Source organism: Halorubrum lacusprofundi ATCC 49239 (genome assembly GCF_000022205.1).
Lineage (GTDB): Archaea > Halobacteriota > Halobacteria > Halobacteriales > Haloferacaceae > Halorubrum > Halorubrum lacusprofundi.
In genome coordinates this window covers 163,112-186,720 of sequence record NC_012028.1, presented here as the reverse complement: position 1 = coordinate 186,720, position 23,609 = coordinate 163,112, and the positions used below count along the sequence as shown (strand labels likewise).

Genomic DNA, 23,609 nt, shown 5'->3' with positions numbered 1-23,609 from the left:
ATACAATGCGTCATGCTGGATTGAAGCGTTCACCACAGTCCTGTTGGGAGTGACGAAGAAACTCCTGTGGGCAACCACCAGAAGGGATAACTATCTGGTTTGAGTATTTCGACTCATGGCCCTCCACGCAGTCGAAAACGTCGAGGAAGCGTTCGGCGTCACCCGAGAGTTTCTGACGCCAATTAATATCCGCCGCTGGCTGAAGCTCGCGCTTGTCGTGTTCTTCGTCGGGAGCGGCGTGAGCTTCCCGACGGCACAGTTCAACACGTCGACGCCACCGGGAGACGTTTCGAACGGTGAGCTCCCGTTCAGCCTCCCGGTCGACGTGATGACGCTCATCGTCGCACTCGTCGCCGCCGGAATCCTCTTCGGCGGGCTGTTCGCGCTGATCGGAGCGATCATGGAGTTCGTGCTGATCGAGTCGCTCCGCACGGGAGAGGTGACGCTCCGGCGCCACTGGCGGCGGCGCTGGCGGCAGGGGCTCCGTCTGTTCGGGTTCCGGATCGCAATCGGGCTTCCGATGATCGCGCTGTTCGCCGGCTGGCTCGCACTACTCATCGTTCCGATCCTGACCGGACGCGATCCCACGCTCCCCGCCACGGCGTTCCTCGTCGGGATCCCGATGGTGTTTCTCATCGGCGTCCTGTACGCGTTGGTGTCGGGGCTCACGACCGTGTTCGTCGTGCCGCTCATGATTCAGGCAGACTCGGGCGTCCTCGCGGCGTGGCGTCGCCTCTGGGGATCGATCAAGACCGCGTGGAAACAGTATCTGGCGTATGTCGTGATTGCGTTCCTGTTGACGGTCGCAGCCGGAATCATCGCCTCGATCGTGGTCGGGATCGTCGCAATCGTGCTTCTCATCCCCATTCTCATCGTCGCCGCGATCACGCACGTGACGGTCTCGTTGTCGTCGACCGTTGGAATCGCCGTCCTCGTCGCACTCGCACTCCTGTTCGGACTGTCGATGCTCGTCATCTGGACGCTTGCGCAGGTCCCCGTCGTGACGTATCTCCGGTACTACGCGCTGCTCGTGCTCGGCGACATCGAGGAGACGTTCCACATCCTATCTGACCGTCAACTGTCGAGAAGAGAGCCATGAACGACGAATCGTCGACGTGGGGTTCTGCCGCCCGTGGCGCAGTCGCGCTATTCGTGCTCGGGTTGATCGGCGTCGTCGCGCTTGCGATCTATTCCGTGCCGACCCTTCGGGCGATACCCGAGCTGGCGGTCCTGTCGTATCCGACGCTCATGCTGGTCGCAGCCGCAAACTCGACTATCTTCCTCGTCATCTTCGTGACGCTCGGCACGGTGACCGCTCCCCGGACGGGACTGCACTCACATGTCTTCGCGTGGGCGTCCGGCGGTACCCCGGATTGGGACGCGTTTCGACGATCACTTCCCCTCGCGGTCGGGTTGGGTGCCGTGCTGTTCGTTCTCGTCACCGTCCTCGACGTCGTGTTCGCCCCGTTTACAGGACTCGAGTCAGTCGAACCCGTCGGGGAGGCGGCGGCGCTCCAGGACCTGCTCGCGTCGATTCCGATGCGACTGCTCTACGGCGGAATCACGGAGGAGATCCTACTCCGGTGGGGCGTCATGGCCCCGATCGCATTCGTCTGCTGGGGGCTTCGAAACCGGATCCGGGAGCGCACGAAGACGCCGCCCGCAGCGGTGATGTGGGTGGCGATCGTCGCCAGCGCGGTCGCGTTCGGCGTCGGCCACCTGCCCGCGCTGGCGTCGACGTTCGATCTCACGATCGCGCTGATCATCCGAACCGTCCTGCTGAACGCGATCGTCGGCGTGGCGCTCGGCTGGCTGTTCTGGCAGCGATCGCTGGAGACGGCGATGGTCGCACACGCCGCCTTTCACATCGTTCTTGTCACGGTTTCCACGGCCGGGACGCTGTTCTTCTAGGCGGACTCAGTCGGGTGCGGTAGCTCACCCGAGCCGTCGCCGGGGAGTTCTCCCAGTGTTCGAGACCGGGAAAACCGTACACTTCGAGGCCCGTCTCGCTGTCGACGACGGAGATGTCGGCCGGGTAGTTGACTCGGGAGAGGAGGTCAGATACGAACCCTCTGTATCGACTGATAGAGTCACGAGCGCATACCCCCGTCTTTAGGCGGGGGTCAAGCGGACAATAGCGTACATCCCCACCGACGACGCTATGGCTGGATTTCCCACCGATTCACCATCAGTATTAATATACATTGTCTCATAGTGTACAACACGGATGAAGACCACACGGCACGCGACCTACAACCTCAACTACCACCTTGTGTGGTTGCCGAAGTACCGCAACTCGGTACTCGTCAACGAGGTCGCAGACCGTGTGCGGACCATCCTCCACGAAATAGCCGACGACAAGGGCCTCGAAATACTTGACCTGACCGTACAACCCGATCACGTCCACCTATTCGTCAGTAGCCCACCGAAACACGCACCATCCCTTCTCGCCAACTGGTTCAAAGGTATCAGCTCTCGGAAGTACAACCACCGCTACGCCGACCACGACGGCGAGAAAATCGGATGGGTGAGAGGCTACTACGCAGGGACAGCAGGGCACGTATCGAGCGAGACGGTCAAGAACTACATCCAGCGTCACGAGGAGGACGAGTCGTGACCACGCTCACGAAGACGCTGGAACTGAAACTGGTAGAGCCGAACGCGCACAAGCGGAGAAAACTCCGCGAGACGCGAGAGGCGTACCAACAGGCGCTTCACGACGCCTTCGACGCTGGCTGTACCACACAGACCGAAGCGAACGACGTGGTGGTCAACTACAAGCTGAGTGGATACGCAAAGAATGCGCTCAAGAAGTACGTCCCGCAACTCACGACGACGTACAACGCAGGCGAACTTCACGATGCCCACCCCGTCCGTTTCACGAACGAAGGGCTACGACTCGACCACAAGCCCGAGAACGCTATCGAGTGGTACGTCAAAATCCCGCACCACGAGGACTACCACCTCTGGATGCCAGCACAACCGAATCCCGAACAACGGGACTGGTTGGAAGCGTTGAACGCGGGAGACGCCACGATGGGCGAGAGTCGGCTATTCGAGCGGGACGGAACGTGGTATCTTCACGTCACCGCAACCCGCGACGCAGAGGGCGGTTCCGAGGTGTCCGACGAAGAACGGACACCCATCGGTGTCGATATTGGGGAAGCGTCGCTCGTCACGGTGTGTCACCGTGACGACCACGGTTGCCCGACCGCTCCCGAACTATGGGCCGACGAAGGGAAGACCGTTCGTCGGCTCCGCAAGACCTACTTCACCGCCACGAGGCGACTTCAGACACGCGGTAGCGAACGTATCGCGGAGTCCTTCGGTGACGACCTGTGGAACCAGATAGACGACGTGTTCCACCGCGTCACCCGCGAAGTCGTGGACTACGCCGAGTCTGTCAAGAATCCCGTTCTTGTTCTGGAAGACCTGACGTACATACGGGAGTCGATGGACTACGGCGAGTACATGAACCGCCGTCTCCACGGATGGGGATTCGCCAAACTCCACGCGCAGATACGATACAAAGCCGTCGAGAAGGGTATCCCCGTCAAGACGGTGAACCCTCGCAACACCTCGAAAGAGTGCCATGCGTGCGGTGAGGTAGGATACCGCCCACAACAGGCGACGTTCAAGTGTACGAACGATGCGTGCTGGATGGGCGAGTACCAAGCGGACGTGAACGGAGCGGTGAACATCGCAGACCGCTACCTCAGCGGAGAGAGTCGTTTCAGAGAACACGAGAACGACGATGACTCGGCTGAGGATGGGGGGCGTTTGACCGCCCCACAAGACAGCCAAGCCGATGCTACCAAGCAAGAGACGCTTGGAACGTATGCGTCTTGAAACCGTAGGGCCACGCTCGGCCTGAAATCCCGTGGTGGGATTCCCGCGTCTTCAGGCGCGGGAGGAGGTCAATTGCAGAGTGGGTACACCATCTACCTTCTGGCTGTTCCCGAACTACTACTCTCCGAGAGAGCTGCGAATCGCTCGGATCTCGTCACGAATTTGCTGCCACTGCGACAGATCTCCAGGGATACCGGATTCCCGTCGACTGTCCCCACCGAGACCATCGTCGTTCGATGCTGCTCGATCGACGAGTGCCCGGATTGCACGAGGGTCCTCGATCGCCCGGAACGAGAGGTCGTCCCCACCAGCGATTTCGAACGTAACTGAGCCGTATCCGAAGATCGATCCCGTGATATCCTGCCCAAAGGAGCTGTTCTGGACGGTTTCGAGGTTTGCCTGTGTGACAGACCGGGTCAACACGCCGCGTTTCACGTAGAGTGCCTCGTCCGTTATCACGTACTGCACGCCTTGCAGAGCGAAATACTTCCAAACCGGGATCGCCACTCCGAGTGGAACGACTGCGAGGAAGAGCAGGGTCTCTCTAGTAACACTGACCACGATTCCGGAGACGAGGAGGAGAACGCCGATCACGACTGCCGGCAGGATAGTAGTGATTCGCGGGCGACCGGACCATTCGACCGATTCGTTGGTGTCGAGCGGGATCGCCGGGTCGATCGACTCCGTCATGGCTGGCTACCGTTCATCATCCGACTCGTGGTCGGCGGGAGAGCTCTCGGCTTTCGGGTTGCTACTCACGAACTCATTCTGGCTGGTGTTGTCCTCACCAGTCGATTGTTCGTCCGCCGCATTGCCGGTGGTGGACGTCGTGGCTGATGTGTTTCCTGTCGTCTCCTGTTGTGCGTCGAGAGTCGAGCGGATCGCTCTGAGTTCACCGAGGATCTCGTCAAGTACGTCACGCTTCGTTTCACCCGATTCCGTCGTCGGTTCACCACGGCTGCCCTTCACACGTTTATTGATGAGCTCCTGAATCTCGCGCGGTTCGGGGACTGACCGGAACTGCATCTCGATACCGGAGCCGCCGGCGGTCGAGATATCGACGTTTCCGTAGCCGAATCGGGAGCCGAAGAATCCCTGGCTGTAAGAGGTGTTTTGGACTTTTCCGAAATCGATGCGCTGGACGTCACGTGAGAGGACACCCGTCTTCTTGTACAGCCCATCTGTCGTCACAACGTACTGTGTATTCTCGCGCTGGAGATAGCTCCCAGCGATGATGAGTAACCCTATGAGGATGAGAGCGAGGGGCAGTCCGACGACAAGTGCTGGGATCAAGCTACTCTCGTGTGGTTTCCCAGACCAAACAATCTCTTCGTCCTCGTCGAGGGTTAACCAGTCGGCAGTCTCAGGGTCGATAGTCGCTGACTCGGGCATACGAGGCACTTTGTCAGATGGCTGTATGAAACTCCCGACCGGACGATAGCGAGTGTTGTATGCCAGTACGTCTGTTGATACGTTCACGTACAAAGCCGAACGTGCTGGTATTCGTGTCGAGAAGGTCGATGCATACCAGACCAGCCAGCGATGTTCGGCGTGTGGTTCGATGGGAACCCGTGATGGTGACTACTTTTGGTGTTCGGAGTGTGATCGTGGACGCCATGCTGACCTGAACGCGTCGGAGAATATCGCACAACGGGAGGGTAAACCATGCACGGTGTAGCAGTTCGGCTGACGCGAACCGTGCTACCTCGCTGGTTGAACAGCCAGCCGTCGTTGACGCCTGCTGTATGCAGGAAGGAAGGCCCCCTTGACAGGGCTACACGCGCTGTAACGCACGTCCTTGGTCACAACTGGACGGCTACCTTTGACGTTCCACGCGAAAGCGTACTTGAGAACCGAGGAAACGCGCAACCTGAATATCCCCTTTGGGGAATCCTCGTCGCCAGACTACGTCTGGCGGGCAACCAGAACGCATAGCGTTCTGGTGACGCCCTTCAGGGCGAGGAGGATGTCAAATCCGGGGCGTCTTCCCATCGAAAAGAGATGTGAATCTGACCAGAAGAACCAGGACGATGGCCAGTCCGAGGGTCGGGTATTCGATCGTGACTACCAGCCATTTCGCTGATTGCGTGGTGTTCATCAAGCTGATGAGAGCGGTGGGATAGCTATCGGGGTTTGAGTAGATCAGGATAACCCATAGATTCTCCAGTGAGTCGAGGAGCCGTGAACAGACGGTCAGCACCATCCCGAGCTTCGGAACCAGCACTAGACGGTCGTCGAACGACAGTCGCTTCATCACGAGAGAGTGGAGCGAGAAAAAGAGAAAGAACCCAGCGATGATAAAGAGGTAATCGAGCACAGAGAGAAGAACGACCGAATCCATGACCGGCTCGAATGCCTGTAGGATGGCGTCCACGTCGGTTCGAGTCGTTGCCTCCTGTAGATCTGCGGTCGAATAACCGGACGTCTCGATTTCCCTCGTGACCGGGACAAATCCAAAGACGATGGTTCCGACAAACACACAGAACGAGATGATTGCGACGACACCGTGCGTTCTAGAAGAGCCGGCTTCCGCGTACGCTTCGACCGGTCGGAAGATGCTAATCTCTCCTCGCATGGGACTGTACTGGCGGTTGTTGAGCAGCCGCGATGATAAAGTGAGGAGTTGTCGCCACTTTCAGAGAATTGGCTTTCGTGACACTGTTGAAATCCTATTCTTTGGTTGATTTGGAGGATCTAGAACAGATGCTATCAGCTAACAGCTGAGACACAGTCCGTTGTGCACCTTCTGTTCCAGTGGGTACGACTAGTGAGACTCAGCTTCGTCTGTCTCAACCCGTCCGTGTCGTTCATCGATCTCATCGAGCATATCGAGTGTTTTGCGGATCGATGCTCGAATCGCGTCGCTTCGGTTGACGAACTTTCCCTCGTCACCGACGTGCTCGTCGAGGTCATCAAGCAGCTCCTGGGGGATCTCGACGCTGACCTTCGGCATACGCTCGTATTCGCAGAGAAATATCTTCAGCGTGTCGCACAGCACACCAGATTCACTGGTCTTTGTCGGCGGCAGAACCAGTAGACTGCTCCAGTCTGTCGAACAGTTCGTCTGGTGACAGCGGCTGCGACCTGCGTCCATCCGTTGTCAACACCGGATCGGACCGCGATTCGGTGGGGTTGTGTCCGCTGTCTCCCGAGGAGGAACAAGGGCCCCATCAGAGCAGTCAACAGCGAGACATCGCCGATTCTCCCACGCTATGGGTGAGAGCCGGGACAGCGCGCCCGCTGCTCACCGTAGCACCGGTACGATACGTGCTGAAGACATCAGTAGAACGATGTTACGAGTCGACGACGCCCGGCTTTTCGGTGTTTGTCGTTGGGGAGCGTGCCGCCACAGAGGGTGGCGAGTCGACAGACGATCCGACGGAACCCGACGTCAATCACGTTCTGAAAGGCGTCGAAAAAGGCCGGACGACAATCAGGGTACCCGGAGAAATCTTCCGAGTGCGCGCCGATGAACAGCGCCTCCGAGTCGGTTGCCTCCGCGTACGATGTCGCCATCGACAACAGATTCGCGTTCCGGAAGGGGACGTACGACGTCGGAATCTCGTCACTCTCCATATCCGCGTCAGCCACGTCCAGGCTGCGCTCGCTGCACCTCACTAGGCGAAAACGGGCGATTTACCATGATGGTCGACTGCTTGATCGAGCCACTCGTCGACCAGTTCGGTCGGCTCGTCAAGGAATTCGAAGGGGTCGCCGGTCCCATACCCATCAAGGTCGACTGTGCGACCAAGAACGCCTTCGAAGACACCAAGCGTAGCGAACGAGAGGTGAGATGGCTGATAGCCACCTTCTTGAATCAGTGCGAGCGCGCCGTCTGCCGTCTCATCGGCGAGCTGTTGGACCCTGTCGCCCATTTTCCGGAATCCCTCACGGGTCACAATATTTCGACCGTTCATGTCCGACGGTCCAGCATCCTGGCCAGCGCTGACGAGGATGAGGTCTGGGTCAAACCCAGTAATCGCCGGATTAACAATCCGTTCGAAAAATGCCTCGTAACCCCGGTTACCCGTGCCGGGCGGAAGCGGGACGTTGAGCGTGTACCCCTCACCGTCACCCTCGCCAAACTCCTCAATCGAGCCCTCTTGTGGATGGTACTCAGGGTGCCAGGAGCCGTGATCGTTGTGCGCGCTCACGAAGAGCACATCATCGCGGTCATAGAATGTCTCTTGTGTACCATTACCATGGTGGACGTCCCAGTCGATTATCGCAACCCGGTCGGCTGTGATGTCGGCCGGTCCGTCAGTAGCGAGCGCAGCCTCCGCTGCGAGCGCGACGTTGTTGAGGTAACAGAATCCGTCTGCGCAATCGGGCTGGGCGTGGTGGCCGCTGGGGCGACACAGCGCATAGGGGAGCGCCTCTTGCCCATCGTCTTTCGACCCGTCAAGCGCTTGTCCCGCGGCAGCGATGGCAGCCCCGGCTGAGACGCGAGCGGCGTCATACGTGTGCTCGTTCAATCCAGTCGTCGTGTCTTCGATGCGGCCGCCGCCATCAGCACAAAACTCGACGAGCCAGTCAAGATAGTCGGGATCGTGGACGCGTTCGATCGCTTTCCGGCTTGCCGGGTCCGGCGAGACGGTCTCGAAGATGTCACCGAAGGCATGGTCAAGCATCGCCCGGATGTTCTGGACGCGTTCACGACGGTCCGGGTGTACTTCAGGGACCGCGACAATGGGTGTAAAGGGGAATTTGAAGGCCCCTTTCGGCGGTTCGTGGTCGAGCATCTGATCGTCCCAATAAACGGTGATGTCTGTTGTCATGGTGTGTTGGTGGTGGTGTTTTTTTCCGATTGGTTTGGTCTATCGACTCCGGAGGGAACCGCGGGGTGTAGTTCCCCTTTACTCCTCGATTCCGCAGTACTCGATAGCGATCGAGGCAATCGTCGTCGCGGTCTCCAGAAGCGAGGGTACAGTCGTATGTTCGTCCGCGCCGTGAAGGTTCGATCCAGTCGGGCCGACAGAGACTGCGTCAACGTCATAATAGAGGTCGTAGAAGCGCTCGTCGAGTCCCGCATTTCCGCCGACGAACGAGCCGGAACGGCCTGTGACATCCTCACCGACGCGTTTGGCGAGCGTCGCAAGTTCGCCGTCGCTGTCAACCTCGTGAGGTTCGGCCTGCCAGCCGAACCACTCGACGGTCGGCGGATGGTCGGCGAGCCAATCGTCGTTGGCGGCGGCTTCGGCGATCGTCTCTTCGATCTGCGACCGAACCTCGGCCCGACTCTCTCCGGGCGGCCAACCGATCCGCCCCTCGAGGACCGCCCGTGAGGGGAGCGTAGACGGCCAGTCGCCCGCCTCGATCGTCCCAACGTTGAGGTTCGTGACGTTCCCCTTCAGGCCAGGATTCGCCCGGTAGGCCGGCTCGTAGTCGATTCGCGCTTTCCGTTCGGTGTCGAGCTCTTCTAAAGCGCGGTAAATTGTGGCGGCGTTCCCGATCGCGTTGACTCCCTCATGGCCCCACGCCGCGTGAACACTCTTGCCGGGAACTTCTACCCGGAAGTACATCACGCCCGCACCGGCGATCCCGACGTTCGGGAGATCGAAGGGCTCCGCGATGACAGCCGCATCGGGAACGTATCCGCGCTCAAGGACCGACAACGCTCCACCGACGCCACCGTCTTCCTCCTCAATCGTCGACTCGAAGAGAAGGTCGCCGCCGAGCTCGATTCCAAGCGAATCGAGTGCCTCTATTGCTATCAGGGCCGCTGCGAGCCCTCCTTTCATGTCTGCGCTGCCGCGGCCGTAGAGGGTGTCTCCCTCTCGCGTTAGCGACCACGGATCGCGTGTCCACTCGTCTTCGGTCACGTCGACTACGTCGATGTGGCCGCCGATCGCCAGGGTCGGACCATTGCCACCTTCGACGCGAGCGGCAACGTTTGGACGCCCTTCGTACCCGTATGCTTCGTACGAGGAAGTCTCAAAGTATCCTTCGTGGTCTGCGAGGTTGTCCGCAGACGGCTCCCAGACATCTGGCTCAAGGTTCATTGTCTCAAGTCGATCGATTATCACCTCCTGTGCCGGCGCCTCGTCGCCGGTCACAGTTTTCGCGGCCACGAGATCGCCGAGCAGGTTGAGGAGGTCTGATTCTTTCGATTCGATTGTTTCCGCCAGTGTGTTTTTATCTGTCATAGTGTGTCTCGTTTCGTGTGGTGTGTTCGTTTATCCATACCGCCGCATCGTAGCTGCCGGGTCGGGAGGTGGTCGTTCGATCGACCACCGGCCGGTCACTTCCGATCGAACAGTTCGCGGAGTCGTTCACGCGGGTCAAGTGAACTCCCAGCGAGCCCGTCCGGGAAGTAGATCGTTACGACGACCAAGAGCGCGCCCCAGATGACAAGTCTGACTTCCCCAAGGTCACGAAGTCCCTCGGAGAGTCCGAAGACGATCACGGCTCCGAAGATTCCGCCGCCGATTGTCCGGAGGCCTCCGATAATGCCCATCGCCATGAACTCGATCATTCTGTTGACTTCGATCATCGGTGGCGAGATGATCAGAACGGTGTGAGCCTGTAGACCGCCAGCGACACCGGCGATCGCGGACCCGATTATGAATCCGGTGAGTTTGTATCTCGGGACGTTGTTCCCTAGCATCCGCGCTGCGTCGGGGGCTTCGCGTATCGCTCTCGCCACGAGACCGAAGCGATTGACCAGCAGCCCGTACTGCACGACAAGCAGTGCGGCAACGAGCGCGAACACAAAGTAGTACAACGCGATCCGATTCCCGCCGAACAGGGATGGAAACCCGGTGTAGCCGGTCGGGCCACCAGTGACTTCGCGGAAGACGATCACCAGCCGGTAGACGATCTCCGCGAACGCCAGTGTGACCATTCCGACGTATGCCCCTGACAAGCGAAGCACCGGGAGCGCAATCGGGATGCTGAGGATTCCGGCGACGACGCCGCCGAGTAGCACAGCGATGATGGGGTGTATCCCCATCTCGCCGGCTAGCAGGACCGCCGCGTACGCACCGATCCCGTAGAGGGCGGCGTGTGCGAAGCTGAACATTCCGAAGTAGCCCGCGATGAAGATCCAACTCGTGACCACGAGGATCAGAATGATCAGCTGCATCACCAAGTCAAGGGTGTAGCCGCCGACCAGCACAGGCGCTAGCAGCCCCAAGACGCCGGCGATCACGAAGGCAGCGCCGTTCCGTGAACGGGCGTCTTCGGTCAGACGCTCGGCGGTCCGGGCGATCCCGGACCGGAGCGTGTCGATCGCGGTCATTCGAGGTACCCCCCGATTCCGTCTGGGTACAAGGCAAGTACGAGTATCATAATTCCGAAGAGGATGACCATCGCCATCTCACTGGAGACCCAAATAGTACTGACGCTCCGTATGATCGCAAGCCCCATCGCCGACAGCAGTGTACCCCGAACGCTCCCGAGCCCACCGACCATCACGACAACGAACGAGAGGAGGAACGGGTACCACCCAACTGATGGATAGACGGCAAAAAGCGGGGCCAACAGGACTCCCGCGAGCCCCGCAAGCGCAGCACTGATTCCGAAGGTTATCGCGTAGATTCGGTTCGGGCGAACGCCCATCAGCAGCGCCGTGTCATTGTCTTGAGAGACCGCGCGAATACCGAGTCCGAGTTTGGTTCGAGCGATGACGTAGAACAGGAGCCCCAGAGCGACGAGCGAGATAACGAAGATCAGCACCCGCTGTGCGCTCAAGGTAATTCCGCCGATATCCCAGACCACGCTGGTGAATCGCGGGAACGATTCGCGTTGTGAGCCGATCCAGACGATGAAGGCGTTCTCAAGGAAGAACGCAAGTCCGAGGGTGACCACCATTGACGGGATTCCGAACTCTTCACGGTCACGAAGGGGTCTGATGAGTGCGACCTCGGTCAGGTATCCAAGAGCGAAGACGACGAGGGCCGCAGAAACAACTGCCACGACTATGTTTCCGGTCGCACCGAGGGTGAAGTAGCCCACAAATCCGCCGACCATGAACATCGCCCCGTGACCGAAGTTTAACACCCGGGCGACGCCCCAGATCAACGTGAGACCGACCGCCATCAGGGCGAGCTGACCGCCGAATAGCAGCCCGTTGACCACTTGCTGGACAAGTAGTTCGATACTAACCATTGTGTTCACCCCTCGATAGGGATGCGCGTTGCCGTGCCTGTTCGAGTGTGCTTGTCTCCGTCATTTGTGGCGTTCTCCGATGTACATCTCCATTATGTCTTCCTCGTTGCGGAGCGACTCGGTCTCGCCCTCGTACTCCAGTCGTCCTTGGTCGAGGACGTAGACGTACTCGGCAATCTCAAGCACTCGTCGCACGTTCTGTTCGATGATGAGCATGTCTCGCCCGCGATCCTTCAGGACCTCCACCTGCTCGAAGACATCGTCGACGAGGTCAGGTGCAAGCCCCGCGCTCGGCTCGTCTAACAACAGAATATCAGGGTCAGGCATCAACGCCCGTCCGAACGCGACCATCATCTGTTGACCACCACTGAGGTCGCCGGCTCGCTGGGCGCGCTTCTCTTCGAGCACGGGGAACATATCGAATACCTCCTCGTACTGACGGCCGAGAAACTCCTCATCGTCGATGAGGTAGGCACCCATCCGGAGGTTCTCCTTGACGCTCATGTCCGGAAAGACGCTTCCCCCCTGTGGGAGCATTACGACCCCCCGTTCGAGTACCTCACGAGGATGGTCATTCGTTACGTCCTCTCCTCGGATGGTGACCGTACCGTTCCAGACGTCGACCATCCCGAAGATGGACTTCAACATGGTCGACTTTCCAGAGCCGTTTGGGCCGATGATACAGTTCACCCGATCCTCGGAGACCGTGACTGAGAGGTCGTGGAGGACCTGATTCTCGCCATATCCGGCATCGACGGCGTCGAGTTCGATGAGGCTCATCTCAGGTTCCCCCGAGGTACGCCTCACAGACCGTCTCGTCTCCACGGATCTCCTCGAAGGTTCCCGAGGCGATGTTTCGACCGGCGTTCATCACGACGACGCGTTCACAGAGTTCACTTATTACGGACATGTCGTGTTCGATAACGAGGATCGCGGTACCCTGCTCGTTGATACGCTGAATGTCGTCTATGATGTCGTCCATCAGTGCCGGGTTGATCCCCGCCGCGGGTTCGTCAAGCAGGATCAGGTCGGGTTCGAGCATCAGCACTCGCGCGAGTTCGAGCAGTTTCTTCTGGCCGCCACTGAGCTCGTCGGCGCGGTTCTCCCGTACCTCCTCAAGGTGTAGCTCTTGGAGTAGCCGGTCGATCCGGGCCTCTTGTTCAGTTGGACCGCACGAGACGTTCGGAACGAGCAGGTTCTCGTACACGGAGAGCCGGCCGAACGGCTTCGAGATCTGAAAGGTCCGGCCGATCCCGCTCTTCGAGATCGAGTCCGGCGAGTCGCCGGTGACCTCGGTCCCGTTGAGCGAGATTCGTCCCTCGTTCGGGGTCAAGAACCCAGTGATAAGGTTGAGCGTGGTCGTCTTACCGGCCCCGTTCGGACCGATCAGACCGACGATTTCACCAGGCTCTACCTCCAGGTTCAGCCCGTCAACGGCGACGATACCACCGAACCGTTTCTTGACGTTGTCGACTGAGAGTACTGGTGTCATCTGTCACCTTCGATCGCTTCCGGGGGATACGCGTTCTTCCAAGGGATTGTCTCCTCAATCGCCGCACTTGCGGACATCACTTTACGGTCTTCGAGCCGGCCACCAACGACCTGCATTCCGATTGGGAGCCCGGAGTCGTCAAACCCGACAGGGATCGAGGCCGCGGGATGTCCGCTGAGGTTCAACGGCCACGTAAGCGTCCAGCCGTGCATGCGGTGAACAGACTCTCCGTCCACGGTCGGGTTGTCGACATCGAGACCGAACGCGGTTCGGCCGAGCGTCGGCGTCACAAGCACGTCGACGTCTTCAAGCGCCTCGGTAATCGCGTCGTATACCGCAGTTCTGCGGCGGCGTGCCGTCGCAAGAGTCGTGGTATCGAGTTCGAGCCCGGCCCGGATCCGCGAGCGGACCTCGGGCGTGATCGGTTCATCGATCGTCAACAGATCGACGTCGGAATCCTGCTTGAGATTCTCATATAGCCCCACGTATCGAGACTGGAGGATCCACTCGATCGCGTCGTGACGCTCCTCCCAACTTCCTTCGAAGGGAATCTCGACCTCCTCAACGGTCGCGCCGGCCGCCGATAGGTCATCAAGCGCTGATTCAACCGTTTCCGAGACCGACTTGGAGACGACGAAGTCACCAAAGTCCGGTGAGTAACCGATCCGGAGGTCAGCAAGATCAGGGGCTGACTCGACTGCGTCGCGGTAGGAACCGGTCGGCGTAGGGAGTCCATTAGGGTCAGCGGTGTCGGGTCCCGAAATCGCCTCGATCATGAGCGCCGCGTCCGAGACAGTCCGAGCGATCGGGCCGAGGAACGTGTACGGGAGCAGATCTTGGAACGCGTCGGAACGAACCGGCCCCGCAGGTACGCGGCCGAAGTCCGGCAGAAACCCAAACACGCCACAGGCGCTTGACGGGATCCGGATCGAACCCGCCGCGTCGGATCCGAGCGCGATCGGCGCTAACCCGGCGGCGACCGCCGCTGCGCTTCCGCCCGAAGAACCGCCGGTCGTCCGACTCGGGTCCCACGGGTTCCCGGACGCGCCGAATACTGGGTTATCCGTCTTGGTTTTACGGCCGAATTCGGGAGTGTTCGTCTTTCCAAGGATGATCGCCCCTGCCTCCCGAAGTCGTGAGACGACGACGTCGTCGTGCTCCGGAACGTGGTCAGCGAAGGCCGGGGATCCGAACGTGGTCCGCACGCCAGCGACGCGGTTTAGATCCTTGATCGCAACCGGGACACCGTGAAGCGGGCCGATGTCGTCACCGCGTTCGACAGCGCGCTCGGCCTCACGTGCGGCCTCTCTAGCCGACTCCGAACACACCGTGACATACGCGTTGATCTCGGGATTCACCCGCTCGATCCGATCGAGGAACGCGTCGACGACCGCAACTGGCGAGCGCTCTCCGCGGCGAATGTCCGCAGCGAGCGCCGTTGCAGAGGCGTAACAGAGATCAGTTTGGTTGTTACTTGAGGTCATATTTAAATGAGTAGCAGTATTTTTCGTAGTCGAGGTCGAGATAGAATCGGTGCGCATCTTCGCGCCAGAGTCCCGACTCGAGCTCGACAGCCACGCAATCGTTGTCCGCGGCCCAGTTGTGAACGTATTCGAGAAGTTCCGCTCCGTACCCTTTCGAGCGATTATTCTCATCGACGACCAGGTCGTAGACGTACGCGTGTCGGCCAAGGTAGAAGTTCGTCGAGATTGTGACCCCGGCGACAGCAATCGGTTCGTCGTTTACGTAACCTGCGAACAGCTGGTAGCCCTCCTCGGCCATCGACTCATACTCAGTACTTCACAAAGCCGCTTAGTTAGAACGTCTGCTTGCTGAAGGTGTGTCTAAAACCAAACAAGCAGACGGTGAGATCCACGAGGACCAGCTTCTTAACTTTCTCGTCAACCGCCTTGACGAGGAAGTTTCGCTCTCGTTAGCCAATAACGCTGAAATCACTGCTGAAGACATCTATGAGGTCCTCGTCGGCGCTTGCGCCGACGGGACCTCTGTCTCTACGCTCTGTGCGTCGAGCCAGAACTCACCCGCTGGGAACACGGTCCTCTACCATCTTCGGACGAAGTTCGAGCCGGAACGGCTCGAACGAGTCGCTAACACGCTCCTGCGAAAGGATCTCGATGAATTGCTCCCCGAACAGGTGGAGGTCTGCGCAGACCTCCACCTGCGGCCCTACTACGGTGACGAAGACGACACAGACGGCCTCTATCACTCGGTAGCGAAGCGTGGAACCACTGCGTTCCACGCCTATGCCACACTCTACGCGCGTGTGAAGAACAAACGCTACACGCTGGCGGTACGCCGTCTCAAAGACGGCGATACCGCAAGTAGTGTCCTCGCTGAGTTCTTCGGTGTCCTCGACGGCCTTGACGCCGGGGTCAAGGCCGTCTACCTTGATCGCGGATTCTACGACAGTAAGTGTCTCACGCTGCTTCAGGCGCACAATTACGCGTACGTGATCCCGATCATCCGGTGGGGTGAGGCGATTCAGCAAGAGCTCTCGGAAGGATGGAGTCGCGTCATTCAGCATGATCTGACGGGGAAACTCGACGGTCACAGCTGGACCGTCGATTTTCCCGTCTACATCGACTGTACGTACCTAAATGGGAAGTATGACGAGAACGGTGTGGCGCGTCACGGCTACGCCGCTGACGCGCCGTTCATCGACTCACCACGGGACGCTCGATACCACTACTCGAAACGCTTCGGTATCGAGTCAAGCTATCGCTTGTTTGAGCAAGCGATAGCGACAACGACAACACGAGATCCAACGGTACGGCTGCTGTACGTGGTGGTGAGTCTCCTCTTACAGAACGTCTGGCGGTACCTTCACTACGAGTATGTGGCGACGCCCCGCCGAGGCGGGCGTCGCCTCTGGTGGTGGCCGTACAAGGAGTTCGTCAATATGATTCGACGAGCTGCGTGGACGGCCCTCGCGGTGCGTCGGGCCGTCCCCGCGAATCGGCCACCTGACGACCGATTCCACCGCTAACCACCGACCGAGCAAGCCAGCGGAGTGAGTGGCGACGCTGTCGCGTCGGCGGCTGACCGCCGCCGACAGCGACAGCTCTCCGTCGATCCGTCCGTAATTCTCTCGTCGAGACCGTCAGTACAACCGCTTCGACACAGAACTCAGGCCGCAGAAACAGCTAGCCGAGGATGCTTTGTGAGGTACTGATACTCGGTCGAGATCGATATCGATGAATCCACGCTCTCGGATGGGGTGACAGTCCGTTCGTTCACGGAATTGCCTGCTCACGATCGGGAGTCACTCCGCAGTGCGATAGGAAATTCAGGGCTCCTCCATGCACCACATTACACGTCGTTCTCAGTCATGTTTGCGTACGAACAGACCGAGATACGGGATCAGTCCGTGTTCACCCCGGATGGTGCCACACATTATCTGGAATGGGATGAAACGTTGCTACGATTGACCTTCGAAGGACAACAGACGGTGGAGATCACGAGCACGACCGTCTCGACTGAACTCGTTGCTACGTCACCGGCTGCGTTCACAGACCATATCGGCGACAACCGCGGCGTCGTTCTTGACTCCCTGACGACCCAACAGCAGGACATCGTGACCCAAGCGATCGACGAAACGTACACCGAATGTGAACCGTATTCGGAACCGTTCAACGATCTCCGGGAACGACTCTCAATACGTGACCATATCGCCGTGTTACTCGTTTACTATGACGGCAACTGGTACTTCGGCCATCTGTATTGACCGTAACGGGGTCAGAACGGACACCGACAGAAGGCCGGCCGAGTGATTGGGGCTCCGGTCTGCTGACCGCTGTGGTCTCTCTCAGCTAGAGGCGATCTCCGTTACGCTTCTTCTTCGTCGATTCGGAACGTTACACGAACCGGCTCTGGAAGAGGTGGTCGCGGAGCCGTCTCATGCCGCTCGATCTTTTCGGGCTTGCGCGTTTTTTGATGTGCCGCTCGCGCTATCGGAACACCCTTGAGGTAATTGAACTTCCCGAGAATGTCAGCACCACGCTCGGTGAAACCGTAGAATTTCCACGGCAACCCGCGCGTCCCTGTTCGGCGGATAGTCGTAGATTCAACAATCTCTGCTTCAACGAGGACCTCCAGTTGCTCTTGAACGGTCTTTCTCGATTTGTTTTGGTCGCAAGTCGAGATTCCCGTATTGTTTAATTGCAGAATGAATCCACGGTGCTGATCGACACCGGGGTGAAATATTCTCCTGATGAGGATTTCAATAGTGCCCAATCAATCCAACCGATCGAGATCTCCCCGGCGCTCTTGATGCATGATGCCACCAGCGAACAGCCGAAGTTTCGAAATGAGTTCTGACTCGGTCGCATACGTTTCCACCCGGAGGTCCCATCGCACCTGTGCAGATCGTATCATCGCACTCGTAACATCGTTCTCATGAACGAAGATGAACCGGTCACTGTGTGTTTCCGAAAGTGCCTCCAGAATACTCCCAGCTTCTTCTCCGACGCCGAAATTATGGCCGAGAAACGGTAAGATGAACGCAGTCGCGTTACTACACCGCGTGTATTTAATACTTTGAGTCGCCGCGTCTACATTATCAGTATCCACGTCAACGTCAAGAGCGAGAAATGCGTTTACTCCGGGTTTCACACGAAGTGCTCCCTGTACCCGTCGTAGCAGTGCCTGCGCCGCGTCGATCTCTTCTTTGCTCTGAAATAATTGCCGGAGCGGCCCTGGGAGGTCCTCTACGTCAATTTCCTGGCGCTCTTTCTCGCTGAGAACGTAGTTAAGATTGAACGATTTGTATGGACCCATCAAGTAGAAGAGAAACCGGTCGTACGTTACGTGACCTAACCGTTCGGCAATCACGTCACGCGTAATCTCCACAGTCATAAGCGATTATGTCCACTAAAAGTACTTAAAAGTCCCATTTTTTGAGAGAATTCGGCTTGAGAAAGACTAAGAGTCTCTCTATCCTACCGTAGAGTAAGATGGCGACGAACCACACACAGACAGCCGGAGGAGAATTTCCAGAGGATCCCGAAGAATTACTGCCGGAAGAGAGTGTCCTCAGCCTTGACGAGTATCTTGCAATGCACGCAGCCGTGGGGCATCGGACCAGATACGAGATCCTCTACCGGCTCGTCCACGGCGGTGACATGAGTCCTAAAGAACTAGAGGGAGTGATCGGGATCGATGACAGCACCCTCCACTACCACCTCAACAAACTTGTTGATGTGGGCCTCGTCGAAAAACGCCAGCAGACCGAGCGGGGCCAAGATGGCTTGTATACGTACTACCGAGCGACAGTGTTCGGAGAAGTAACGCTCACAAAGGGTGTCGACGAATTGATCCGCGGTGAAGAAGACTTCGAGACGATGTACAACAGTTCAGCCGATCGCCGATAGACTGAATAGGTGCTTGTCAGTGTGTTCGTCGCACCCAATTTGCGGCCTTCCACCTTGACTGCCTGACGGGACTACCCGTGAAACCGGTACAGTGACGTCACGTATGGCAACCGGTTGAGCATCCAGATTTCGATCGGTAGCCCCACGACCGTGATTGCGAGGGCCGACGCCACGTTCGCCCACAACAAACTCAGCCACCACCCACGAGGACAAACCGCAGTTGGCTACGTGGAGATAGACGAACCAGCCTGGTCTGTCGCCCGACTCAATGACGAGATCGCTGCCATCTTGGAATCCGCCGCAGATCGGTTTCCAACGTATGTTGTCGGCGAAGTGTCCGATGCGACAGCGAAAGGCTATGGGACGTTCTTCACGCTCCGAGACGTCGAGGCCACCTACGTCAACTGCTGGCGGAATTACACCCAGGTCCGGACACAATACCAGATCCTCAACGACATCGGCGCCACAATCGACATCCACCGCCAGTCGGCACCCCACGACGAACTCATCGAGCGGCACCAACAGTACGAGAATCCGTGAACTGTCGTCATGCTCGATGAGGTCGACAAAGTTGAAGCCCGAGCATCATTTACGATCTCCACAGCCTGCCGCAGTTTGCAATTATCTTCATCGCGAACAAAGAAGAGGAGCTGTTCAGCCGCGTCGACGACCGTTTCGTGAGCCGCCTGCGCTCTACACGTCCGGATGGACAAGTACCACAACGAGCAACTATACGACATTCTGAGTGCTCGAACGAAGTGAGGGCTTGAGAACGGCGTCATCACCGACGACCTGCTCTATTAGATCGCTGATGCCGCCGCTGGCGATGCCCGCCTTGCTATCGGGATGCTTCGCAGCGCAGCCAGCACGGCTGACCGCGAAAATCACGAGAAGATCACTAATGACATCCTCCTAGACGCCGCTGAAGATGCTCGTGAAGATGCTCGGGCCCAAATCAAGCAGAAGAGCCTGGATTCACTCACCCAACACCAGCGGGTCGTCTACGATATTGTTCGTGACCACGGCCCCCTCGGACCAAGCAAAATTCACGACCGCTATACTGAGGCGGTCGACGACCCACAGACGAAGCGGACTGTTCACCTATCTTTCGAAGATGCCTCAGTACAACCTCCTCGAGGCGGAGGGCACGAGTCGAGACCGAGAGTATTCACTCATCGATTCGGCAGCGACCTCACCGATGTAGTAAATTGTTGAGCGTGTCATCGAATAGTCTGCATACCCGTCATATGGCGAACTTCTCCAGGTAGATCTTGCCCCTGAAAGTGATATTCGGCACTCAGCCGACGATCTTTTTCCGGTGCATTCGGCATGAGATCCGTTCTATGAGACTTCTATACAGCAAAACAGCCCACGGACACAGTGTCCGTGGGCTGAATAGTGGGAGTATACTCCCGTATGAATGGTAGGCGGCGAACCGCGGTTCCCAGAGGATCGCTCACTCCAGTACTTCCCGGTACGCTGGTGGGCTTAACTTCCGTGTTCGGAATGGGTACGGGTGTTTCTCCACCGCTATGGCCGCCTTTACGCCGACTCTCGGAGTTGAACCGAGACTCTCTCTGCGCTGTCGCCGAGAGAGACGCCTGTGTCGGTGGTTCGTCCGACCGTGTATATGTGCGATCCAGTTACCGCCTGAACTCATACGACCTGTGGTGTCAGTGCCGTATGACTGTGGCTTCGGTCTGTTAGTGCTCGTGGACTCAACACCTCGTTGCCTCGGTGCGTACATCCCGAGTCTATCGAACTCGTCTTCTACGAGTGACCTCATCGGTACTTCTTTTCCATGTGGGTTTCGAGCTTAGATGCGTTCAGCTCTTACCCCGTGTCGCGTGGCTACCCGGCATTGCGTTCTCACACAACCGGTACACCAGTGGCGACCAAACGTAGTTCCTCTCGTACTATACGTTCGTTCACGTCAAGTACCTTGACACCCCCAATAGATAGCAGCCGACCTGTCTCACGACGGTCTAAACCCAGCTCACGACCTCCTTTAATAGGCGAACAACCTCACCCTTGCCCGCTTCTGCACGGGCAGGATGGAGGGAACCGACATCGAGGTAGCAAGCCACCCGGTCGATATGTGCTCTTGCGGGTGACGACTCTGTTATCCCTAAGGTAGCTTTTCTGTCATCTACGGGCCCCATTCCGGAGCCTCGTAGGTTCGCTAGACCACGCTTTCGCGTCAGCGTCACTCGTTGGGAATGACACTGTCAGACCATCTTGTGCTCTTGCGCTCTTCGCCGGATTTCCGACCCGGCTGAGATGATCTTCGGGCGCGCTCGATATCTTTTCGAGCGCGTACCGCCCCAGTCAAACTGCCCGGCTACCGGTGTACTCCTCCCGGAGTGAGAGTCGCAGTCACCGACGGGTAGTATTTCAATGTTGTCTCGGTGGCCCGCTGGCGCGGGTACCTGTGTAATGACTCCTACCTATGCTGCACATCGGCGACCACGTCTCAGCGACAGCCTGCAGTAAAGCTCTATAGGGTCTTCGCTTCCCCTTGGGGGTCTCCAGACTCCGCACTGGAACGTACAGTTCACCGGGTCCAACGTTGGGACAGTGGCGCTCTCGTTTATCCATTCATGCAAGCCGCTACTGAAGCGGCAAGGTACTACGCTACCTTAAGAGGGTCATAGTTACCCCCGCCGTTGACGGGTCCTTCGTCCTCTTGTACGAGGTGTTCAGATACCCGCACTGGGCAGGATTCAGTGACCGTACGAGTCCTTGCGGATTTGCGGTCACCTGTGTTGTTATTAGACAGTCGGAGCGCCCGAGTCACTGCGACCTGCTCCGTCGAGAGCAGGCATCCCTTCTTCCGAAGGTACGGGACTAACTTGCCGAATTCCCTAACGTCGGTTCTCCCGACAGGCCTTGGCTTGCGCTGCCAGAGCACCTGTGTCGGATCTTGGTACGGACATCGTGCTTGTCTTTTCACGGGCCCTATGTACGGCTGACTTGCGCTATCTCGCGTTTCGCTCGCTTCGTGCCGTGACGGCTTCCACGAGTTTCCACGATTCGACCGGGCGAAAGCCCGGCTCAGCGTTCCACACGGCGTCGACGTTTACTGCACGATGGCACTGGAATCTTAACCAGTTTCCCGTTGATGCAGTCGAGTTACGGTGCATCTTAGGACCGGCTGACCCTCGGCTGAGTGGCAGTGCCGAGGAACCCTTGCTCTTCAGGCCGTCGAGGTTCTCACCCGACTATCGCTGCTACTGTGACCAGGATTGTCGTTTCTGAACGGTCCACACGAGTTCTCACCCGTGCTTCCATCCGAACAGAACGCCAACCTACGCGGTTGCCCCTGTCAAGGGCACGGCCAGGTCTCGGTGGTAGATTTGAGCCCCGATCATTTTGGGCGCCTCAAACCTCGGCCGGTAAGCTGTTACGCTTTTCTTAGAGGGTAGCTGCTTCTAAGCTCACCTCCCGGCTGTTTAGGGCTTGAGACCACCTTCGAATCGCACTTAATCTACACTTTGGGACCTTAACCCGGCTCTGGGTTGTTCCCCTCACGGTACACAGGCTTACCCCGCGCACCGGACTCCCATCGTCTACAACGCCTGCGGGTTTGGAGTTCGACAGGATGGCCGACTCCTCTCGGAGGCGGGTCATCCAATCGGTAGCTCTACCCCGCGGGCTATCTCGGATGAGGTCATGCTTCGACATGTTTCGGTTGGAACCAGCTGTTGCCAGGCTCGATGGGCCTTTCACCCCTATGCACAGATCACGAGAGGATATTGTAGAATACCAACTCTAACGGGCCTCCACGTGGCTTTCGCCACGCTTCACCCTGCCTGTGTATAGATCGCCTGGTTTCGGGTCGCACCCAATTGACTCCCCGCGCTTGAACACGGTGGCCCTCACACGAATGTGCTGCGGCCGTATCGGTTTCCCTGCGCCTTCCCCGGTTCACGGGTTAGACTCGCCAATCAAGTGCACTCCCTGGGTCGTTTTTCAAAACGCACGACACGACGCCGGCTCGTCTCTCTTCCTACTAGAGAATCGCTTCTCGCTCGTTTTAAGAGACGCCTTGTACGCCCTGTCGCTCGATCGCCAACTGATTTCAGGCCCTATTGCACCGCCCTTCTCGGGGTGCTTTTCAGCGTTCGCTCACGCTACTTGTTCGCTATCGGTCTCGAGGAGTGTTTAGCCTTCTCAGGGGATGCCTGAGTCGTTCACAGAGGATATCCGACCCCTGCTACTCTGGTATTGACGCCTTCTGTACTGTCTCATCTTACGGGGTTGTCACCCTGTTTCACGCTCCATTCCAGGAGACTTCAGATGAAATGTCGAGAATTGATTGTCAACCCGAACACCACATTGGTCCGAAGACCTTCGGTTTGGGCTGTGTCGCGTTCACTCGCGGTTACTGACGACATCGCTATTGCGTTCTTTTCCTTCCCTTACTGAGATGTTTCAATTCAGGGAGTTCCCTATTGCGCGTGGCAATTGTAAACGGATTCCGATTCGGATATCTCATGTTCTTCCCCTCCATGCGGGTCCCATGAGCTTTTCGCAGCTTGGCACGTCCTTCATCGGCTCTCGAGCCGAGCCATTCACCAGCTGGCACAGTAGCCAGTAGTGTGTCAGTCGATTCAATAAAGAACCGCTGACGGTGTCAAGTGACTAAATGTCACCCGACTGTATATGGTTCACTGACGTTCCACGAACTCGTATGAGTTCAGTGGACGTCTGGATCGCACGTATACACGGTCGTCATTGGATCACGTCCAGGCAGGAGCGTGTCCGTC

21 protein-coding genes, 2 rRNA genes and 4 pseudogenes are annotated in these 23,609 nt (G+C 58.2%); 9 read left to right on the top strand and 18 right to left on the bottom strand.

The genetic code is table 11. The features are described from left to right. Window positions 1-115 precede the first annotated feature (115 nt). The 4 genes from HLAC_RS14480 to HLAC_RS14465 all read left to right on the top strand — a co-directional run bounded on the left by HLAC_RS14480 (window position 116) and on the right by HLAC_RS14465 (window position 3,849). Window positions 116-1,099, top strand: a complete 984-nt coding sequence (locus HLAC_RS14480) for a DUF7544 domain-containing protein (protein ID WP_015911471.1) — start codon at window positions 116-118, stop codon at window positions 1,097-1,099. Then, window positions 1,096-1,911, top strand: coding sequence for a CPBP family glutamic-type intramembrane protease (locus tag HLAC_RS14475; protein WP_015911470.1), 816 nt, complete (start codon window positions 1,096-1,098; stop codon window positions 1,909-1,911). Before HLAC_RS14480 ends, HLAC_RS14475 begins: the two co-directional genes overlap by 4 nt. Window positions 1,912-2,227: 316 nt before the next feature. After that, complete coding sequence (gene tnpA / locus HLAC_RS14470) at window positions 2,228-2,617, top strand: IS200/IS605-like element ISHla21 family transposase (RefSeq protein WP_012660096.1); 390 nt, start codon at window positions 2,228-2,230, stop codon at window positions 2,615-2,617. Further along, a complete protein-coding gene (locus HLAC_RS14465; protein ID WP_015911469.1) occupies window positions 2,614-3,849 on the top strand; it encodes an RNA-guided endonuclease InsQ/TnpB family protein in 1,236 nt (411 codons plus the stop codon). Before tnpA ends, HLAC_RS14465 begins: the two co-directional genes overlap by 4 nt. A gap of 117 nt (window positions 3,850-3,966) precedes the next feature. Here HLAC_RS14465 and HLAC_RS14460 read toward each other — a convergent pair whose 3' ends face one another. Continuing rightward, a complete protein-coding gene (locus tag HLAC_RS14460; RefSeq protein WP_015911468.1) occupies window positions 3,967-4,539 on the bottom strand; it encodes a PH domain-containing protein in 573 nt (190 codons plus the stop codon). Between the two features lie 6 nt (window positions 4,540-4,545). Then, entirely contained in the window at window positions 4,546-5,241 is a 696-nt protein-coding gene (locus HLAC_RS14455) for a PH domain-containing protein (RefSeq protein ID WP_015911467.1), read from the bottom strand. Window positions 5,242-5,326: 85 nt separating this feature from the next. Here HLAC_RS14455 and HLAC_RS17970 point away from each other — a divergent pair. Further along, a pseudogene (locus tag HLAC_RS17970) lies at window positions 5,327-5,527 on the top strand (zinc ribbon domain-containing protein); the annotation flags it as partial. 291 nt (window positions 5,528-5,818) lie between these two features. On the opposite strand, the gene HLAC_RS14450 reads toward HLAC_RS17970, so the two are convergent. The 11 genes and pseudogenes from HLAC_RS14450 to HLAC_RS14400 form a co-directional block, all read right to left on the bottom strand. Then, window positions 5,819-6,424 (bottom strand): hypothetical protein, encoded by a 606-nt coding sequence (locus tag HLAC_RS14450; protein WP_015911466.1) that lies wholly within the window; start codon window positions 6,422-6,424, stop codon window positions 5,819-5,821. Window positions 6,425-6,613: 189 nt separating this feature from the next. Further along, a complete protein-coding gene (locus HLAC_RS14445) occupies window positions 6,614-6,802 on the bottom strand; it encodes a ribbon-helix-helix domain-containing protein (protein ID WP_015911465.1) in 189 nt (62 codons plus the stop codon). 431 nt (window positions 6,803-7,233) lie between these two features. Next, a pseudogene (locus HLAC_RS14440) lies at window positions 7,234-7,446 on the bottom strand (7-cyano-7-deazaguanine synthase); the annotation flags it as partial. A 20-nt stretch (window positions 7,447-7,466) separates the two neighbouring features. Continuing rightward, on the bottom strand, window positions 7,467-8,627 hold the full coding sequence (locus HLAC_RS14435) for an arginase family protein (protein WP_015911464.1): 1,161 nt from the start codon (window positions 8,625-8,627) through the stop codon (window positions 7,467-7,469). Between the two features lie 78 nt (window positions 8,628-8,705). Continuing rightward, window positions 8,706-9,995 (bottom strand): ArgE/DapE family deacylase, encoded by a 1,290-nt coding sequence (locus HLAC_RS14430; RefSeq protein ID WP_015911463.1) that lies wholly within the window; start codon window positions 9,993-9,995, stop codon window positions 8,706-8,708. Between the two features lie 95 nt (window positions 9,996-10,090). Continuing rightward, window positions 10,091-11,089 carry a branched-chain amino acid ABC transporter permease gene (locus tag HLAC_RS14425; protein WP_015911462.1) on the bottom strand — a complete coding sequence of 333 codons (999 nt, stop codon included), beginning with the start codon at window positions 11,087-11,089 and terminating at the stop codon, window positions 10,091-10,093. Next, the gene (locus tag HLAC_RS14420) at window positions 11,086-11,958 is read right to left on the bottom strand and encodes a branched-chain amino acid ABC transporter permease (RefSeq protein WP_015911461.1); all 873 of its coding nucleotides are present in this window, start codon (window positions 11,956-11,958) and stop codon (window positions 11,086-11,088) included. The genes HLAC_RS14425 and HLAC_RS14420 overlap by 4 nt, the downstream gene beginning before the upstream one ends. 60 nt (window positions 11,959-12,018) lie before the next feature. After that, on the bottom strand, window positions 12,019-12,738 hold the full coding sequence (locus tag HLAC_RS14415; protein WP_015911460.1) for an ABC transporter ATP-binding protein: 720 nt from the start codon (window positions 12,736-12,738) through the stop codon (window positions 12,019-12,021). Window position 12,739: 1 nt separating this feature from the next. After that, on the bottom strand, window positions 12,740-13,450 hold the full coding sequence (locus HLAC_RS14410) for an ABC transporter ATP-binding protein (RefSeq protein WP_015911459.1): 711 nt from the start codon (window positions 13,448-13,450) through the stop codon (window positions 12,740-12,742). Beyond that, window positions 13,447-14,934: an amidase gene (locus tag HLAC_RS14405; RefSeq protein ID WP_015911458.1), complete on the bottom strand. Its 1,488-nt coding sequence runs from the start codon at window positions 14,932-14,934 to the stop codon at window positions 13,447-13,449. The genes HLAC_RS14410 and HLAC_RS14405 overlap by 4 nt, the downstream gene beginning before the upstream one ends. Then, window positions 14,921-15,232 carry a GNAT family N-acetyltransferase gene (locus HLAC_RS14400; protein ID WP_079892123.1) on the bottom strand — a complete coding sequence of 104 codons (312 nt, stop codon included), beginning with the start codon at window positions 15,230-15,232 and terminating at the stop codon, window positions 14,921-14,923. The genes HLAC_RS14405 and HLAC_RS14400 overlap by 14 nt, the downstream gene beginning before the upstream one ends. A gap of 58 nt (window positions 15,233-15,290) precedes the next feature. Here HLAC_RS14400 and HLAC_RS14395 point away from each other — a divergent pair, with 58 nt between their 5' ends. Then, window positions 15,291-16,457, top strand: coding sequence for an ISH3-like element ISHla1 family transposase (locus tag HLAC_RS14395; protein WP_009486633.1), 1,167 nt, complete (start codon window positions 15,291-15,293; stop codon window positions 16,455-16,457). A gap of 342 nt (window positions 16,458-16,799) precedes the next feature. Continuing rightward, complete coding sequence (locus HLAC_RS14390) at window positions 16,800-17,195, top strand: hypothetical protein (protein ID WP_015911457.1); 396 nt, start codon at window positions 16,800-16,802, stop codon at window positions 17,193-17,195. A gap of 101 nt (window positions 17,196-17,296) precedes the next feature. Here the strand turns inward: HLAC_RS14390 and HLAC_RS17965 are convergent, their stop codons facing one another. Together HLAC_RS17965 and HLAC_RS14385 are read right to left on the bottom strand one after the other, a co-directional pair. Further along, window positions 17,297-17,704, bottom strand: coding sequence for a helix-turn-helix domain-containing protein (locus tag HLAC_RS17965; RefSeq protein ID WP_206536602.1), 408 nt, complete (start codon window positions 17,702-17,704; stop codon window positions 17,297-17,299). Then, window positions 17,705-18,325 (bottom strand): DUF7509 family protein, encoded by a 621-nt coding sequence (locus HLAC_RS14385; RefSeq protein WP_015911456.1) that lies wholly within the window; start codon window positions 18,323-18,325, stop codon window positions 17,705-17,707. Window positions 18,326-18,423: 98 nt separating this feature from the next. Between HLAC_RS14385 and HLAC_RS14380 the strand changes: the two genes are divergently transcribed. Beyond that, on the top strand, window positions 18,424-18,840 hold the full coding sequence (locus HLAC_RS14380; protein WP_015911455.1) for a winged helix-turn-helix domain-containing protein: 417 nt from the start codon (window positions 18,424-18,426) through the stop codon (window positions 18,838-18,840). A 71-nt stretch (window positions 18,841-18,911) separates the two neighbouring features. Here the strand turns inward: HLAC_RS14380 and HLAC_RS18885 are convergent. Next, a pseudogene (locus HLAC_RS18885) lies at window positions 18,912-19,043 on the bottom strand (YccF domain-containing protein); the annotation flags it as partial. A gap of 130 nt (window positions 19,044-19,173) precedes the next feature. Here HLAC_RS18885 and HLAC_RS18880 point away from each other — a divergent pair. Then, window positions 19,174-20,044, top strand: a pseudogene (locus HLAC_RS18880) (Cdc6/Cdc18 family protein). A gap of 218 nt (window positions 20,045-20,262) precedes the next feature. Here the strand turns inward: HLAC_RS18880 and rrf are convergent. After that, window positions 20,263-20,384 (bottom strand): 5S ribosomal RNA (gene rrf / locus HLAC_RS14370). 140 nt (window positions 20,385-20,524) lie between these two features. Next, window positions 20,525-23,442: ribosomal RNA gene (locus tag HLAC_RS14365) — 23S ribosomal RNA — on the bottom strand. Between the last annotated feature and the right edge of the window lie 167 nt (window positions 23,443-23,609).

Coding starts and splice junctions, on each gene's coding strand:
- HLAC_RS14410 (WP_015911459.1), bottom strand. CDS start 13,450: ATGACACCAGTACTCTCAGTCGACAACGTCAAGAAACGGTTCGGTGGT.
- HLAC_RS14455 (WP_015911467.1), bottom strand. CDS start 5,241: ATGCCCGAGTCAGCGACTATCGACCCTGAGACTGCCGACTGGTTAACC.
- HLAC_RS14445 (WP_015911465.1), bottom strand. CDS start 6,802: ATGCCGAAGGTCAGCGTCGAGATCCCCCAGGAGCTGCTTGATGACCTC.
- HLAC_RS14380 (WP_015911455.1), top strand. CDS start 18,424: ATGGCGACGAACCACACACAGACAGCCGGAGGAGAATTTCCAGAGGAT.
- HLAC_RS14390 (WP_015911457.1), top strand. CDS start 16,800: ATGTTTGCGTACGAACAGACCGAGATACGGGATCAGTCCGTGTTCACC.
- tnpA (WP_012660096.1), top strand. CDS start 2,228: ATGAAGACCACACGGCACGCGACCTACAACCTCAACTACCACCTTGTG.
- HLAC_RS14480 (WP_015911471.1), top strand. CDS start 116: ATGGCCCTCCACGCAGTCGAAAACGTCGAGGAAGCGTTCGGCGTCACC.
- HLAC_RS14415 (WP_015911460.1), bottom strand. CDS start 12,738: ATGAGCCTCATCGAACTCGACGCCGTCGATGCCGGATATGGCGAGAAT.
- HLAC_RS14430 (WP_015911463.1), bottom strand. CDS start 9,995: ATGACAGATAAAAACACACTGGCGGAAACAATCGAATCGAAAGAATCA.
- HLAC_RS14435 (WP_015911464.1), bottom strand. CDS start 8,627: ATGACAACAGACATCACCGTTTATTGGGACGATCAGATGCTCGACCAC.
- HLAC_RS14425 (WP_015911462.1), bottom strand. CDS start 11,089: ATGACCGCGATCGACACGCTCCGGTCCGGGATCGCCCGGACCGCCGAG.
- HLAC_RS14450 (WP_015911466.1), bottom strand. CDS start 6,424: ATGCGAGGAGAGATTAGCATCTTCCGACCGGTCGAAGCGTACGCGGAA.
- HLAC_RS14405 (WP_015911458.1), bottom strand. CDS start 14,934: ATGACCTCAAGTAACAACCAAACTGATCTCTGTTACGCCTCTGCAACG.
- HLAC_RS14460 (WP_015911468.1), bottom strand. CDS start 4,539: ATGACGGAGTCGATCGACCCGGCGATCCCGCTCGACACCAACGAATCG.
- HLAC_RS14420 (WP_015911461.1), bottom strand. CDS start 11,958: ATGGTTAGTATCGAACTACTTGTCCAGCAAGTGGTCAACGGGCTGCTA.
- HLAC_RS14475 (WP_015911470.1), top strand. CDS start 1,096: ATGAACGACGAATCGTCGACGTGGGGTTCTGCCGCCCGTGGCGCAGTC.
- HLAC_RS14385 (WP_015911456.1), bottom strand. CDS start 18,325: ATGACTGTGGAGATTACGCGTGACGTGATTGCCGAACGGTTAGGTCAC.
- HLAC_RS14400 (WP_079892123.1), bottom strand. CDS start 15,232: ATGGCCGAGGAGGGCTACCAGCTGTTCGCAGGTTACGTAAACGACGAA.